Origin of the sequence: Actinoplanes sp. HUAS TT8 (assembly GCF_051380535.1) — a bacterium.
GTDB lineage: Bacteria > Actinomycetota > Actinomycetes > Mycobacteriales > Micromonosporaceae > Actinoplanes.
On sequence record NZ_CP195646.1, the window covers coordinates 3589865 to 3603715 of the forward strand.

19 protein-coding genes and 1 pseudogene are annotated in these 13851 nt (G+C 71.7%); 11 read left to right on the top strand and 9 right to left on the bottom strand.

Annotated elements, in window-relative coordinates; translation table 11 throughout:
• Positions 1-13: 13 nt before the first annotated feature.
• Positions 14-2062 (bottom strand): hypothetical protein, encoded by a 2049-nt coding sequence (locus tag ACSHV8_RS16175; protein WP_436533843.1) that lies wholly within the window; start codon positions 2060-2062, stop codon positions 14-16.
• Between the two features lie 149 nt (positions 2063-2211).
• Between ACSHV8_RS16175 and ACSHV8_RS16180 the strand changes: the two genes are divergently transcribed.
• Positions 2212-2964, top strand: coding sequence for a metallophosphoesterase (locus ACSHV8_RS16180; protein WP_436533845.1), 753 nt, complete (start codon positions 2212-2214; stop codon positions 2962-2964).
• A gap of 5 nt (positions 2965-2969) precedes the next feature.
• Here ACSHV8_RS16180 and ACSHV8_RS16185 read toward each other — a convergent pair whose 3' ends face one another.
• The gene (locus ACSHV8_RS16185) at positions 2970-4058 is read right to left on the bottom strand and encodes a hypothetical protein (RefSeq protein WP_436533847.1); all 1089 of its coding nucleotides are present in this window, start codon (positions 4056-4058) and stop codon (positions 2970-2972) included.
• A gap of 142 nt (positions 4059-4200) precedes the next feature.
• Here ACSHV8_RS16185 and ACSHV8_RS16190 point away from each other — a divergent pair, with 142 nt between their 5' ends.
• Entirely contained in the window at positions 4201-5040 is an 840-nt protein-coding gene (locus tag ACSHV8_RS16190) for an aminoglycoside phosphotransferase family protein (protein WP_436533849.1), read from the top strand.
• Here the strand turns inward: ACSHV8_RS16190 and ACSHV8_RS16195 are convergent.
• Together ACSHV8_RS16195 and ACSHV8_RS16200 are read right to left on the bottom strand one after the other, a co-directional pair.
• A complete protein-coding gene (locus tag ACSHV8_RS16195; RefSeq protein ID WP_436533851.1) occupies positions 5021-5323 on the bottom strand; it encodes an SAM-dependent methyltransferase in 303 nt (100 codons plus the stop codon). The genes ACSHV8_RS16190 and ACSHV8_RS16195 overlap by 20 nt on opposite strands.
• A gap of 32 nt (positions 5324-5355) precedes the next feature.
• Positions 5356-5505 (bottom strand): annotated as a pseudogene (locus tag ACSHV8_RS16200) (SAM-dependent methyltransferase); the annotation flags it as partial.
• Positions 5506-5624: 119 nt separating this feature from the next.
• Between ACSHV8_RS16200 and ACSHV8_RS16205 the strand changes: the two are divergent.
• From ACSHV8_RS16205 to ACSHV8_RS16225, 5 genes are read left to right on the top strand one after another with little or no spacing between them, the layout of a single operon-like run.
• On the top strand, positions 5625-6185 hold the full coding sequence (locus tag ACSHV8_RS16205) for a hypothetical protein (RefSeq protein WP_436533853.1): 561 nt from the start codon (positions 5625-5627) through the stop codon (positions 6183-6185).
• Positions 6185-6781 (top strand): HD domain-containing protein, encoded by a 597-nt coding sequence (locus ACSHV8_RS16210; RefSeq protein WP_436536786.1) that lies wholly within the window; start codon positions 6185-6187, stop codon positions 6779-6781. Before ACSHV8_RS16205 ends, ACSHV8_RS16210 begins: the two co-directional genes overlap by 1 nt.
• Positions 6782-6786: 5 nt before the next feature.
• Positions 6787-7524 (top strand): metallophosphoesterase family protein, encoded by a 738-nt coding sequence (locus ACSHV8_RS16215; RefSeq protein WP_436533855.1) that lies wholly within the window; start codon positions 6787-6789, stop codon positions 7522-7524.
• Entirely contained in the window at positions 7524-7889 is a 366-nt protein-coding gene (locus tag ACSHV8_RS16220; RefSeq protein WP_436533857.1) for a zinc-binding dehydrogenase, read from the top strand. The genes ACSHV8_RS16215 and ACSHV8_RS16220 overlap by 1 nt, the downstream gene beginning before the upstream one ends.
• The gene (locus tag ACSHV8_RS16225) at positions 7886-8596 is read left to right on the top strand and encodes a VOC family protein (RefSeq protein WP_436533859.1); all 711 of its coding nucleotides are present in this window, start codon (positions 7886-7888) and stop codon (positions 8594-8596) included. Before ACSHV8_RS16220 ends, ACSHV8_RS16225 begins: the two co-directional genes overlap by 4 nt.
• Positions 8597-8609: 13 nt before the next feature.
• Here the strand turns inward: ACSHV8_RS16225 and ACSHV8_RS16230 are convergent, their stop codons facing one another.
• From ACSHV8_RS16230 to ACSHV8_RS16250, 5 genes are all read right to left on the bottom strand, one after another.
• Complete coding sequence (locus tag ACSHV8_RS16230; protein ID WP_436533861.1) at positions 8610-9221, bottom strand: maleylpyruvate isomerase family mycothiol-dependent enzyme; 612 nt, start codon at positions 9219-9221, stop codon at positions 8610-8612.
• Entirely contained in the window at positions 9218-9655 is a 438-nt protein-coding gene (locus ACSHV8_RS16235; protein ID WP_436533863.1) for a MarR family winged helix-turn-helix transcriptional regulator, read from the bottom strand. Before ACSHV8_RS16235 ends, ACSHV8_RS16230 begins: the two co-directional genes overlap by 4 nt.
• A 67-nt stretch (positions 9656-9722) precedes the next feature.
• Entirely contained in the window at positions 9723-10037 is a 315-nt protein-coding gene (locus tag ACSHV8_RS16240) for a transcriptional regulator (protein ID WP_436533865.1), read from the bottom strand.
• Positions 10034-10723, bottom strand: coding sequence for a hypothetical protein (locus ACSHV8_RS16245; protein ID WP_436533867.1), 690 nt, complete (start codon positions 10721-10723; stop codon positions 10034-10036). The genes ACSHV8_RS16240 and ACSHV8_RS16245 overlap by 4 nt, the downstream gene beginning before the upstream one ends.
• Positions 10724-10766: 43 nt before the next feature.
• Positions 10767-11225: an Lrp/AsnC family transcriptional regulator gene (locus ACSHV8_RS16250; protein WP_436533869.1), complete on the bottom strand. Its 459-nt coding sequence runs from the start codon at positions 11223-11225 to the stop codon at positions 10767-10769.
• Positions 11226-11305: 80 nt separating this feature from the next.
• On the opposite strand from ACSHV8_RS16250, the gene ACSHV8_RS16255 reads away from it, so the two are divergent.
• From ACSHV8_RS16255 to ACSHV8_RS16270, 4 genes are all read left to right on the top strand, one after another.
• Positions 11306-12322, top strand: coding sequence for a Glu/Leu/Phe/Val dehydrogenase dimerization domain-containing protein (locus ACSHV8_RS16255; protein WP_436533871.1), 1017 nt, complete (start codon positions 11306-11308; stop codon positions 12320-12322).
• An 8-nt stretch (positions 12323-12330) separates the two neighbouring features.
• Positions 12331-12756, top strand: coding sequence for a hypothetical protein (locus ACSHV8_RS16260; RefSeq protein ID WP_436533873.1), 426 nt, complete (start codon positions 12331-12333; stop codon positions 12754-12756).
• 75 nt (positions 12757-12831) lie between these two features.
• Positions 12832-13167, top strand: coding sequence for an Imm51 family immunity protein (locus tag ACSHV8_RS16265; protein ID WP_436533875.1), 336 nt, complete (start codon positions 12832-12834; stop codon positions 13165-13167).
• 113 nt (positions 13168-13280) lie between these two features.
• Positions 13281-13850 (top strand): DUF4240 domain-containing protein, encoded by a 570-nt coding sequence (locus ACSHV8_RS16270; protein ID WP_436533877.1) that lies wholly within the window; start codon positions 13281-13283, stop codon positions 13848-13850.
• Position 13851 lies beyond the last annotated feature (1 nt).

Consider the following 13851-nt stretch of genomic DNA (forward strand, 5'->3'; position numbering starts at 1 on the left):
CCGGGTTTCAAGATCAAAACCTTAAAGGCGATTGGCGCGTACGGGGTCCGAGTGCGATCAGGTGTCCGCGGTCCTGGATGACGATCCGGTCGGTGCTCGCGTTCAGGATCCGGTAGGGCTCGTGGGGCATCGGGACGGTCCTGACGGTCTCCCCCGTGGTGACGTCCCAGATCCGCAGCCGGTTGTCGGTGCCGTCGGTGACGACGGCGAGGGTGCCGTCGTCGAGGAGGAAGGGCCGGCTTTCGCGTACGGGCGCGGGGTGTGTCAGTGGCGGTCCGGCGGGTTCGCCGGTGCGCAGGTCGGTGCTGGTGACCGTGGCCGCGATCGCCGTGATCAGGATCGGTCCGGCGGTGTGCAGGCTGCGGACGGCGTCGGGCCCGTGGATGCCGGGGATGTCGTCGGTGTCGATGCCGGTGGTGTCGGGGACGCCGGGTGGGGTGGTCTCGGTCAGGTCGTGGGCGTCGAATCGTCGGACGGCGCCGTTCTGGAAGCCGGCGAGGACTGTGGTCTGTCCGTCGATGTCGGCCAGGGTGATGGTGGTGGCCTGTTGGGCGGTGCCGATCTTGACCTGGGCGCGCGGGGTGAGGGTGTCGGTGTCCCAGACGGCGAGGGTGCCGCCAATGGTGAGCGCGGCCAGGGTGGTGTCGTGCAGGGCGAGGCCCCACAGGATGGATCGGTCCGGGCCGAGGGGGTCGCCGTGGCGGGTGTGGCCGGTGGTCAGGTCGATCAGGACGGGCTTGAGGTGGTTCATGATGGCGAGCCGGCCGTGGTCGTCGGCGGCGAGCCGGGGGTGCCCGCCGACGTACCCGTATTCGTCGGTCGGTTTCCCGGTGGGGATGGTGAGCGGTTTTCCGTCCAGGTCGTAGGCGTGGCGTAGTCCGTTGCCGGTGACGGTCAGGATCGTGGCGCGGCCGTCGAGGATGATGGGGGTCGCGCCGAGCAGGCTGGTGCGTCCGGGGGTGTCGTGCGGCAGCGGGTCGGTGAGCTCGAGCAGGTTGATGCGGCCTTCGGTGCTGCTGCCCTGGGCGGCCAGGACGGTGCGGCCGTGGACGGCGGCGTGGCTGATCCCGAAGCGGAAGTCGGTGCGGACGGTGCCGTGGACGGTGGCGTCGTGCGGGTCGACGATCTGCAGAGCGCTGCCGGTGCCGGCGAGGAACCGGGTGCCGCCGGCGGCCGGGACGGCGGCCAGCGGGAGCGAGGCCAGACCGTTCCCGGCCGGGACGGGATGTCCGTTGAGCGCGGTGGCGGTGGCCGGGTCCCAGAAGGTCAGCTGGTCCACGGTGGGGGCGCCCTGTGACGCCGGACAGCTGGTGGGGGTGTTCGGGGCGGCTTCGGTCGAGACGGTGACGGCACCCTGGGAGGTCCAGTAGCCGATGGTGGTGTCCTCGGGGACGTCGGCCGAGGCGGTGTGTCGTAGTCCGTCGAGGTTGTGGAAGGCGACGGTGCAGCGGGGGTGGCCGCCGAGGCTGAGGACGATCGGGTGGTTGCCGGGGCTGATCGCGACGCGGGTGACGAAGGCGTCGGTGGTGTCGGCGTCGCCGTGGGCGTGGGTGCGGGCGAGCAGGCGTCCGCCGGTCAGGTCCCAGTGCAGCAGGTAGCCGTTGGTGGTGCCGGTCACCGCGGTGTGTCCGGTGACGGCGATGCGGACCATGTCCCCGGCCGGGCGGGGTATGTCGTCGGGGTCGGTGGCCAGGAGTTGTGCGCCGGTGGCGAGGTCGAAGACGCGGATCCGGTCGTGTTCGAGCATGACGGCGGTGTCGTGGTGGAAGACCCCGGCGGGCCGGTACACGTGGTCGCCGGCCAGGGGTGTGCGATGGATCTGCCCGCCGGTGCGGGCGATGCGCACGACGTGGTCGCCGGTGAGGACCCAGGCCCAGGTGTCGTCGAGGCGGGTGGCGATGATCGTGTTGTGGACCTGGGTGCTCAGGCGCAGGGCGGGGCTGAGCGGGTCGCCGGCCGTCCATCGGGGCAGCCACGCGTCCGGGTCGGCGGCGTGCAACCGGTCGGCCGTGTCGTCGTGTCCCTGCCGCAGCAGAGTGGTGATCTGTTCGAACCTGTCCACGCGTGGATCTTGGCACGGTTGGTCGATGGGTGGGGTTCACGGCCGTACGCGCGCATGGGGTGACCGGGACCGAGGCGCCGAGCGAGTCGCCGGGTCGGCCGTGCGCGGCGGCGGCGGGGCGTTTGCCGCTGGGCGCTAGGTTCCCGGGCATGGCGCGGATCGTGATCGTCGGGGATGTCGGTGGGTGTGCGGAGCAGCTGGAGCGGGTGGTGCTGCCGCTGGCCGACGATCCGGACACGGTCGTGGTTCAGGTCGGTGATCTGGTGGATCGGGGCCCGGATTCGGCGGGGGTGCTGCGGATCGTCGGTGAGCGGTTGCGGGCCGGGCGCTGGATTCAGCTTCTCGGCAATCATGAGGCGCAGTATCTGGGTGGGGCGATGTTCTGGCCGCAGCCTCTGGACGCCGATGATGCCGCGCTGTTGAACGGGTGGTGGTTGCGGGAGTGGATGCGGGTCGCGGCAGCGGTACGGACGGCCGACGGTGAGGAAATGCTGCTCTGTCATGCCGGGCTGAGTGTGGACTGCTGGCGGGAGCTGGGTGAGCCGGTGACGGCCGGTACGGCGGCGGATCTGCTGAACACGCGTCCGGAGCCGTTGTTGTGGGGTTTCGACGGGCCGTTGTGGGCCGAGGCCGGTTCGTCGGTGTATCCGTCGTGGCTGGGTGCGGTCGGGTCGTTGCCGTTCTCGCAGGTGCACGGGCATTCCACGGTGGTGCGGTTCGAGGCGCGGGAGTTCGCGTGCGAGGAGCGGATCCGGGCGCGCACGACGGTGGACTGGGAGGCGCGGCACACGGTGACGCGCTGCGGTGCGGCCCGTTTCGTGGGTGTGGACCCGAAGCACGGGACGGTGGGGGCGCCGCGGTGGGCGCCGCTGATCCTGCCGGGCGCGGAGCTGATCGCCTGAGCCGGTCACGCGGCCGGGATCTGCAGCCACGGCGGGGCGGTGCCGTCGTCGGGCAGGCCGTCGGTGAGGTCGAGGTGGTCCTCGTGGACCTCGGTGGCCTCGGTGGTGGTGGCGAGGAATGCGGTGACCGTGTCCGGGGCGGGTTCGGCCGGGTCGTGCGGTCCGGTCGCCAGCAGGTGCAGGGTGCCGTCGGCGTCGGCGGCCAGCAGGTCCCCGGCCGGGGTGGCGGTCAGCGCGGTCACCGCGGCCGGCATCGGGTGCTCGTTCGGGTGCTCGCCGTCGAGTGCGATCAGGGTGGCCTGCGGCGTGCCGATCCACAGCACGCCGGGCGCCCGCCCGTAGGCGATGTTGTGGCCGGACCAGGCGTTCATCTGGTCGAGCCATTCCTTCGGGTACGGGTATCCGGGGTTCGGCCGGCCGAGCGTCGCCCCGAGGACGCAGCGCAGCGACGGGAATGCGAACACCTGCACCGCGTTGCCGTAGGCGTTGCCGCGGACCGCGAGGTGTCGTCCGTCCGGGCTGAACACGGGCGTCTCGTAGCCGTCGGCGCTCAGGATCAGCCCGCGCCGCAGCGGCCGCAGTTGCGGTCCGGTGTCGCGGGCGAACAGCAGCAGGGTGGCGCCCTGGTCGCTCTGCAGGAGGGTGAGCAGGCCGCCGGCGGGGTGCGCGGTGATGCCGGTGTCCCAGCGCGGGACGGTGATCGTGGTGCCGGTGCCCGGGTCGAGGCCGACCGGCGGGTTCGACACCCAGAGGGTGCGGCCGTCGGGGCTGAACGCGACGTCGCGCCGGTAGTCGATCGGGGCGAGCCCGCCGACCGGGTGCACGCCGGTGGGTGTCCAGCGGGTGACGGTGTCGCGGTCGGCGACGATCAGGTGCGGTGCGGTCGGGTGCCAGGCGGCGGAGGGTATGTGCTGATGGCGGCGGTCCCCGTAGGCGGCCGTGTCCCGGCCGACAGCCCCGATCTCGCGCAGGTCGCCGTCCCAGATGTGGATCGCCGGACGTTGCGTGTCCCAGCCGGCGATCAGCGGCAGGCTCGGGTGGCCGAGCAGACGCTCGACGACGATGCCGGAGCGGACCTGGGTCAGGGTCTCCACCGGCCAACCGTAGATCGCCGGCGGCCGCGGCAACGCCGGGATCACCCGAAAGGCAGGTGCCCGTCCGCGGACAGGACCCGGTCGAGGGCGTTCGCGGCCGGCATAGACTTCGATGGCTGATCACTGTCGGACGGGGGGAACCGTGGAGATCACCACCCGGCTGGTGCGGCGCCTGGTCGACGAGCAGTTCCCGCAGTGGGCCGGTCTCCCGCTGAGCCTGGTCGACCCGGCCGGTTCCGATCATGTCATTCACCGGCTCGGTCCCGGCCTGTCGGTGCGGCTGCCCCGGCACGAGGGTGCGATCGGTCAGGCCGCGAAGGAACTGCAGTGGCTGCCGAGGCTCGCGCCGCACCTGCCGCTGGCCGTGCCGGTGCCGGTCGCGGTCGGCCGGCCCGGTTTCGGCTACCCGTGGCCCTGGGCGGTCGCGCGTTGGATGGACGGTGAGCCGGCCACCCGGGCGTTGGACTCGGTCGCGACCGCGGCGACGCTCGCCGGTTTTCTGCGCGCCCTGCAGGGGCTCCCGGTCGACGCGGCGCCCACCGGCAACGGCGGCCTGGCCGCCCGGGACCGGTCGACGCGGGCGGCGATCGGGCGGGCCGCGGGGGTTTTCGACGCGACGGCGATGACCCGGCTCTGGGACGACGCGGTGGCCGCGCCCGGTTGGGAGCGGCCACCGGTCTGGTTCCACGGTGACTTCCACACCGGTAACCTGCTGGCCGGCAACGGCCGGGTCAGCGCGGTCATCGACTTCGGTGGGCTGGGCGCCGGCGACCCGGCGGTCGACCTGATGATGGCGTTCACGCTGATGTCGGCCCGCACCCGCCCGGCGTTTCGCGAGGCGCTCGCCGTCGACGACGCGACCTGGCTGCGCGGCCGTGGCTGGGCCCTGTCGGCGGGTCTGATCGCCTACACCGCGTATGCCGCCACCGACGCGCACATCGCCGCGGTCACCACGTACCAGATCACCCAGGCGCTCGGCTAGATTTCTGTGCCACGCCGCCGTAGATGGCCACGTCGTGCGGGGTGGGCAGGTGCGCGCCCGGGACCGGCCGCCACTCGGAGACCGGCACGATGCCCGGGTCGATCAGGGTGAGGTCGCCGAAGAACGTGGCGATCTGCTCGCGGGTCCGCGGGAACACGTCCGCGAGTCCTTTGCCGATGATTTCCTGCGCGTACGCCTCCTCCTGCTCGGTGCCGAAGTCGGTGGTCCCGTGCGACAGCGTCAGGTAGCTGCCCGGTGCGAGCGCCCCCAGCAGTTCGGCCACGATGTCGGCCGCGAGCTGCCGTGATGCGATGACAGGAACGCCCGGTTCTCGCGGGCGGTCACCCGGATCGTCGGGTGTGCTTTCTCGATCAGGTCCCCGGACTCGCGGTCGGCGGCGAAATGGTCCTTGCCGCCGAGCCAGTAGTTGTAGCGGCGGGCCGGGTGGACGGTGCAGGTGTCCAGGCCGGCGGGTACGTCATCGCCCACGATTGTTCTCCCCGTATCGATGGCGGCGAAACTGTCCGTGACGAAGCTATCGCAAAAAGACACCATGGGTCCTTTGTGGATGCTATGAATGTGCGGTGCGGAAACGGGTCACGGACGCCTGCGCGCGAGCGCTGGCCTGTTGTGGTTTCACCCGGCGCCGGCACGGGATCCTGTTGCAGCCGGAGTTCGGCTGGCTCGACCTGGGCCTGAGCGACGACGATGACACGTCGGTGGTCGCGGATCCGGTGGTCGGGGTGCGGCACAAGCCGGTGGAGAAGATCCTGGTCGCCACGGCCGGCTGGGACGAGCCGGTCGCGTGTGTGACGCTGCCGGTGGGCCGCACGTGGACGTTCACCGCCGGTGATGTGGACGCGGTCGCGCAGGAGTTGACCGAGGCGGTGGTGGTGCTGGGGCAGCCGTTCATCGACCGGTGGGCCGACTGGCCGGCCCTGACCCGGGAGATCGGCACCCTGGCGCACGAGTCGACCCGGCATTTCCTGCTGCCGGCGGTCGCCCTGGCCGGTGGGGACCGGTCGCGGGCGCAAACCCTGGTGCGGGCGGAGGTGGCACGGTTGGCGGGACGCCAGGACGGGTACGCGGTTGCCTACCGGGACTTCGCCCGACGGCTGAACCGGCTGGCCGAGGGGGGCACGTGATGACGGCAGGGCTGCTCGCGACCGCGATGGGCGGACCGTCCGTACCCCGGATGCGGTTGTTGCCGCCGCAGGCGGTCGATCTTCTCGTGGCCCTGCAGGCGCCGCCGCGGCTGGGGGCGCACCTGCGGGCCGTGCACGACGTGGCCTGGCAGTTAACCGGGTGGCTGACCAGCACGTATCCGGGTCTGGGGTTTGATCGGGCGGCGGTGCTGTTCGGTGCGGCGACCCATGACATCGGCAAGATCGTGCATCCGGAGGAGTTGTCCGGGCCGGGATCGCGGCACGAACCGGCCGGGCGGCGGCTGCTGCTGGACGCCGGGGTGGAGCCGCGGCTGGCCCGGTTCGCGGCCAGTCACGGCACGTGGGACTCCCCCGCCGCCGGGGTGGAGGATCTGCTGGTCAGTGTCGCCGACAAGGTGTGGAAGGCGAAACGGGTCCCGGATCTGGAGCAGCTGCTGGTGCAGCGTCTGGTCGCGGTCAGCGGGGACGAGCCGTGGGCGGTGTTCCTGACTCTCGACGATCATCTGGACGGGCTCGCGGCCGGCGCGGATCGGCGTCTGGCGTACCAGAACGGGTTCCCGATCGCCGTAGCATGATCGCCATGCGAGTCGCGGTGATCTCCGATGTGCACGGCAACCTGCCCGCCCTCGACGCGGTCCTGGCCGCGATCGCCGGCGACCGGGTCGATCTGACCGTGAACCTGGGTGACCTGCTGTCGGGGTATGTGCAGCCGGCGCAGACCGCCGACCGGCTGATCGCGATCGGTCTGCCGACGGTTGCCGGCAACCACGAGCGGCAGGTGCTGACGTTGGCGCCGGAGCGCCAGGGCATGGCCGACCGGGTCACCGCCGCCCGGTTGAGCGCGCGGCATCGGGAGTGGCTGGCGTCGCTGCCGATGACCCTGTCGCCGCTGCCGGGGGTGCTGGCGTTCCACGGCACCCCCACCGACGACCTGCAGTATCTGCTGCACACGGTCACCCCGGACGGCGTGCGGGACGCGACCGTGGACGAGGTCGTCGATCGGGTCGGTGCGGTGAGCGGCTATCAGCTGCTGTTGTGCGGGCACACGCACCTGGCCGGATCCATGCGGCTGCCCGGTGGGCCGCTGATCGTGAACCCGGGCAGTGTGGGCTGGCCGGCGTACACCGACGACGACCCGTACCCGCACGAGATGGCCGCCGGGAGCCCGCACGCCCGGTATGCGATCGTCGACGACACGTCCGGCCGGTGGGAGGCCACGTTCCACGAGGTGGAATACGGGTGGGACGACGCGGCCCGGTTCGCGCAGGAATGCGGCAGGCCGGACGTGGCCCGGGCGTTGAGGACGGGACGGAACTGATGCGGCTGATCCGCTACTACCGGGCCGGCGGGCCCGAGGTGCTGCGGGCCGAGGACGGTGACCCGCCGGTGCCCGGCGACGGCGAGCTGCTGCTGCGGGCCGCGGCGATCGGGGTGACCCGCCCGGCCGTGCGGCGCCTGCGCGAGACGACCGGCCCGTTCCCGGCGACGCCCGGCGGCGAGGCCGCCGGGTTCGCGATGGCGCATTTCGCCCGCACCGAGCGGCAGCGTTACGCCGAGCACGGCGAGCAGGTGTGGCAGCTGACCCCGGCCGTGCACGCGGAACTTCCCCTGGAGCAGGCGGCCCGCGCCCACGAGATCGTCGAGGCCCGCGAGAACCGTGGAAAGGTGGTGCTGATCCCATGATCGTGCGCTGGGTGACCGGTTTCCTGGACACGCCCGCGGCCGGTGCTGCGGCCGCCGAGCGGTTCTGGTCGGCCGTGACCGGCACGACCCTGTCGGCGCGGCGCGGCAACGGCACGTTCGCCACCCTGGACCCGCCCGCCGGGGAGGCGACGCTGCGGGTGCAGGTGGTCGGCGACGATCCGGCCCGCGGCCATCTGGACCTGCACGTCGACGACCCGTTCACGGCCGCGGCGCGGCTGATCGCGCTCGGCGCGACCGAGACGGCCCGCGACGACGAGATCGTGGTGCTGCGCTCGCCCGCCGGGATCGTGTTCTGCCTGGTCCCGTGGCACGGCGAACAGACCGCCCCGACCGGGTACGCCGGCCGCGCCGACCAGCTGTGCCTCGACATTCCCGCCGCACACTACGAGGCGGAGACCCGATTCTGGCGGGCGGTGACCGGCTGGGACCACGACGCGATGCCGCACTGCCCGGAGTTCGAGCGCCTGCTCCCCGCGCCGCCGATCCCGATGCGGCTGCTGCTGCAGCGCCTCGACGACGGCCCGCCCGGCGTCCACCTGGACCTGGCCTGCGACGACGTGCCCACCGAGGTCGCCCGGCACGAAACCTTGGGCGCCACGGTGATCCGCCACTTCCCCGACGACTGGACCACCCTGCACGACCCGGCCGGCCGCGCCTACTGCATCACCGCCCGCCCACCGCGGTAGGGACGCTGCGGGTTCATCGCAGGACGCCCGGGCCGCTCAGTTCCGGCAGCACCACGTCGCGGCCGGTGACGGCCATGGCCAGCGCCTCGGCGGTTCCCCGCAGCACCGGGCCGTCACCGGCCGCCCAGTCGATGTCGGTGGCTTGCAGGCGGACCCCGGCGAGGCGGCCCGGGCGCACCAGGCCCGGCGCCGCCCCGGGCGCGGCCAGGTAGTCGAGCAGGATCCGCCAGTGCTCGGCGGGCACGTCGGCGGCGAGTCCGAGGGGCCGGGCGATGTCGCGCAGGTGCACGCACGTCTCCGCGAACGGCCCCATCGGCCCGACCCGCGGCGGGTTCACCCGGTCCCCGGCGTGCTCGCGCAGCAGCCGCAGCAGTTCGCCGCGTTCGCGGCGGGCGATCCGGCGCGTGACGTGGTCCACGGTCCGGTCGGTGTTCCCCCGATAGCGCATCGCCACGAGGAAGAATTTTCCGAAACCGACGAGCATCGGCTGTACGAGGTGGGCCGCCATCTCCCGCACGGTCCACCCCGCGCACAGCGTCTCGGTCGTCCACTGCTCGTCGTCGAGCCCGTCGAGGACGTCGGCGATCAGCCGCCGGTTGTTGCCGGTCAGTGTGTAGACGGTCATCCGCGCACCTCCCGGTTCAGTGCCCGCAGCACTTTCACCGCGGCGGTGATCTCGTCGTCGGTGCAGTCGGCGGCGAGCTGGTCGAGGCGGGCCAGTTCGTCGTCGTGGATGCGCCGGAACAGGGCCGTGCCGGTGTCGGTCAGGTGTACCAGCAGCGAGCGGCGATGCGCCGGGTTGGCCCGTACCGCGACCAGCCCGAGCTCCCCGAGATCGTCGACGTGCCGTTGCACTCCCTGCCGGGCCAGGTCGAGGCGCTGCGCGATGCCGGGCACGGTGAGTGTTCCGGCGCCGGCGAGCACTTCGAGCACGGCCCGCATCCCGACGCTGACGCGATCGTCGCGCAGTGCCGCCTCGACCACCCGGGCCGAGTTCAGCACGAGTGGCCGGGTCTCGCGCAGTACGTCGTAGATCTGTGCACCCCGCCTCGCAGACATGACAACAATGATGTCATATCGAGGTGAGTGCGGCTCTCCGTCCGTACGCGCCAATCGGTGTTGATCTTCAGAGGTCGACGCGGGAGATGAGCTCTTTGAGGCGGCCGATCTCCTCGGCCAGGGCGGTCGTGCCGGCCGGGGTCAGGGTGATCCAGGTGCGGCCGCGTTTGCCCTCGTAGCCTTTCTCCATCGCGACCAGGCCGGCGGTCTCGAGCACGCCGAGGTGCTGTGACAGGTTCCCGGCGGTCAGCTGCAGCTGGGCGCGCAGGTAGCCGAACTCGACGCGGCGTGCCTCGTGCGCGATGGTGAGGATCCCGAGGCGCACGCGCTGGTGCACGACGTCGTCGAGGCCGGTCACCGGGTGCAGGGCGTCGGCGGTCACCGCCGGCGCCTGCGGGCGAGGGCGAAGCCGGCCGCGCCGAGCAGCAGCAGCGTGCCGCTGATCACCTGCGGGGGCAGGAACTCGGCCTGCACGCTGCTGTGCATCCGCCAGCCGAACGTGATCGGGACCAGCACGATGGTCAGGTAGCCGACCGTGTACGCGAGCAGGGCCGGGTTGCGTTCGAGCCAGGCCAGGACCAGCAGCGAGATCCCGATCGTGCCGGCCGGGGCGACCAGGCGGTCCAGCAGCAGGATCCAGCCGGCGGTCGGCGGCGAGTCCGCGGTCACCGGATGGCTCGCCAGGTACATGCGCACCCACACGCAGGCCACCGCGAACACCCCGGCCAGGACGGCCCCGGTGATCGCATAGGGCAGCACGCGGGCGTCGACGCCGCGCGACCGCGCGATGCGCACGTAGACGACGGCGATGATCCCGTACGAGAGCAGCAGCGCCGGCGGCCAGAACACCATCGTCCCGAGCCGGTCGAAGCGGCAGGCTCCGTCCGCGGTGCAGTCGACCTGGGTGGCGAACCAGTCGACCGGGATCGCCGCGAACGTCGCGATGGCCAGGACCAGCAGCGCGACCCAGGTCACCCGCTGGTCGGTGCGCACCCGGCGGGACAGGGTGCGCACCTCCGACAACAGCCGGCGGGGATCCGCGCCGGCAGGAACTGAATCAGCAGTCATGCCAATAGGTTTCCATCACAAACCGATTGGCGCTAGTGCCAATTTACGGGTCGAGGGGTTCGATGACCGGTTTGCGGGTGTGCTCGTAGATCACTGAGCTGCGGAAACCGACGATCTCGCGGCGTCCGCTGAACTTGTCCATCAAAAATCCGTGCAGCGCGTCGACGCTGGGCACGGCCACGTGCACGAGGAAATCGTCCCCACCGGCAAGGACAAAAACCGACAAAACCTCAGGCAGGCCCATCGCGTACGTCTTGAAACTCTCGATGACCGCCCGCGACAGCGGCCTGACCTGCACGTGCAGCAGCGCCTGCACACCACGGTTGAGCGCGCCCAGGTCCACCTCGGCGTGAAAGCCGCTGATCACGCCCCGCTCGCGCAGCGCCCGCACCCGTTCCAGGCACGTCGACGGCGCGATGCCGACCGTGCGGGCCAGCTCCCGGTTCGTCTGGCGTGCGTCGGTCTGCAAACTGGCCACGATCGCCGAATCAAGTTCGTCCACGACCGGAATTATCCCCCTGCTGCCGAACGTCGTTCGGATCCGATGATCGTCGGCCGTGCAGGTGACTACATTCTGCTGCCATGGATCACGAACTCGTCGTCACCCGCCGCGGCCCCCGGACCGGGCTGCCGATCACCGTCGCCGTGCACTCGACCGCCCGCGGCCCCGCCGCCGGTGGCTGCCGCCTCAAGGAATATCCGCACTGGCGCGACGGGGTGAGCGACGCGCTGCGGCTGTCCGCGGCGATGACCGGCAAATGCGCGATCGCCGGGCTGCCGCTCGGCGGCGGCAAGACGGTCGTGGCCCTGCCCCCGGGGCACGTGTTCGACCGTCATGAACTGCTGCTCGACGTCGGTGACCTGATCGAGTTCCTGGGCGGGCAGTATGCGACCGGGCCGGACGTCGGGACCGGGCCGGACGACATGGCGGTCATCGGTGAACGGACCGCGCACGTGTTCTGCCGGCCCGATGCGAGCGGGGACTCGTCGCAGCACACCGCGGTCGGGGTGATCGCGGCGTTGCGGGCGGTGTGCGAGCAGCGGTTCGGCTCCCCCGCCCTGGACGGGCGCCGGTTCGCGATCCTCGGGCTGGGGCGCGTCGGTGGTCATGTGCTGCGGCTGCTCGCGTCCGAGAATGCTCACCTGCTCGCGGCCGACGTCGACGAGTCCCGCCGGGCGCTGGCCGAGCGGCACCGGGCCGCCTGGGTCAGCCCGCAGCAGTGTCTGAGCGCGCAGGTGGACGTGCTGGTCCCGGCCGCGCTGGGCGGCCTGCTGACCGCCGCGTCGGTGCCGCAACTGCGGTGCGCGGCGGTCGCCGGGCCGGCGAACAACCAGCTCGACGTGCCCGCGACCGCGCAACTGCTGCACGAGCGCGGCATTCTGTGGGCGCCGGACGTGGTGGTCAGCGCGGGCGGGCTGATCCACGCGACCGCGGTCGAACTGCTGCACGAGACGCCGGCCCAGGTGGATGCGCGGCTGCACGCCATCGGCGACACCCTGGGAGCCATCCTGACCACCGCGGCCGGCACGGGAGTCCCACCCCTGACCGTTGTCGATCAGCTCCTCGCCGACGAGCACGGGGTTGAGAGTCCCCTATGATCGCGGCCATGTTCGCGTTGTATGCCTGGGGCAATTTCATTCGTGAGGCCGAACTGGACCGTCTGCCGGCCTGGCTCGACCCGGCCGTGCTCGACGGGTCCCGCCAGGCCGTCGACGACAACCTGACCCTCATCGACGAGGGCCCGATGCCGGTCGACGGCCCGGCGACGTTCTTCGACGTCGACGGGCGGCTGCTGACCGGCCGTGACCTGATCGGCCGCGACCTCACCGGCAGCGCGTGGCGGGTCGCGTGGATCCGGGTCGCGACCGACGGCACCCGGGACGACGCGCTGCGCATCACCGACGCGATGTCCGAGGCCGGTGACGTCTACGTCGACGACGAGCCGGAACGCAATCCGCTGCCGCTGGGTGAGATCGTGACGGTGTGGGAGGACGAGCACGGCCAGTGGGACCTCGCCCTGGTCCGCCTCTGACCCCCGTTCGCCGGAGCACCCCGGCCCGGCCCGGACCTTGCGCGCAGCTCCGGCGTCGTCTGCGAGGATCGGCCGATGAACGACATCACGGTGGAAGAGATCGACCCGGGCCGGTTCCGGTTGTACCTGGTGACGGGCACGTCGGTGGACGCGGTGATCGGCGAATTCGGCCACGAGCCGAACGGCCCGTTCTGGGAGGGCATCACCGAACTGCTCGTCGCCACCGAGGCCCCCGCGCTCGAAGGACGTTTCTGGGCCGACTCGGAGTCGGACGCGTTCCTCGCCCACAGCGAGGACCGGCGGGTGCTCGACGACCTGGCCACCCGGCTGGGCGCTGCCATGACCGACGAGGCTCGCCTGCGTGAGCTGATGACAATCGCGCAGGGGCGTGGTTTCCGGTTCGACGACTGAACCCGGCCGCCGGAAATGGTCGCCGTCGCGGGGCGGCGGTTTCCTCAACGTTCACGTCGTCGTTCCGATCGTCAGGGGACATGCAGCGGCGAGCGGCCCCGGGAGGGCGAGTGATGGACGAGCAACAGTGCTGGGAGATCATCGAGGCGGCCCGGGACGACGCCGGTCAGGCGTGGGATCACCTGGACGAGCGGCTTGAGCACACGTTGACCCGGCATCTGGTGAAGTTGTCGCCGCCGGAGGTGGCCCGGTTCGCCGAGTTCTTCCGGGCGTTGCAGCATCGGGTGAACCGTGAGGATCTGTTCATGGCCGCGTTCCTGATCCATCACGGGTGTGACGACGACGGGTTCGGTGATTTCCGGGCCGGTCTGGTCGGGTTGGGCCGGGACTGGTACACGCGGGCCCTGCAGGATCCGGATGTCCTGGCCGAGCATCCGGCCGTGCGGGCGCGCGCCGACATCAGTGCGTTGATGCTGGCCGGTTTCCGGTATGCCCCGGAGCGTGCTCTGGAGGAGCTGACCGGTGAGGAGTACGACGGCTACTACGACAGCGGTGAGCCGGTGCGCCTGGACGACCCGCCGCCGCAGGCCGCGCCGGTGCCGCGCCGCCTCGAAAAACTGGCCGCGCTGTTCCCCCGCCAGCAGGCCTACCTGCGCGAGCTCTACCCGCAGCTGACGGAGTGAG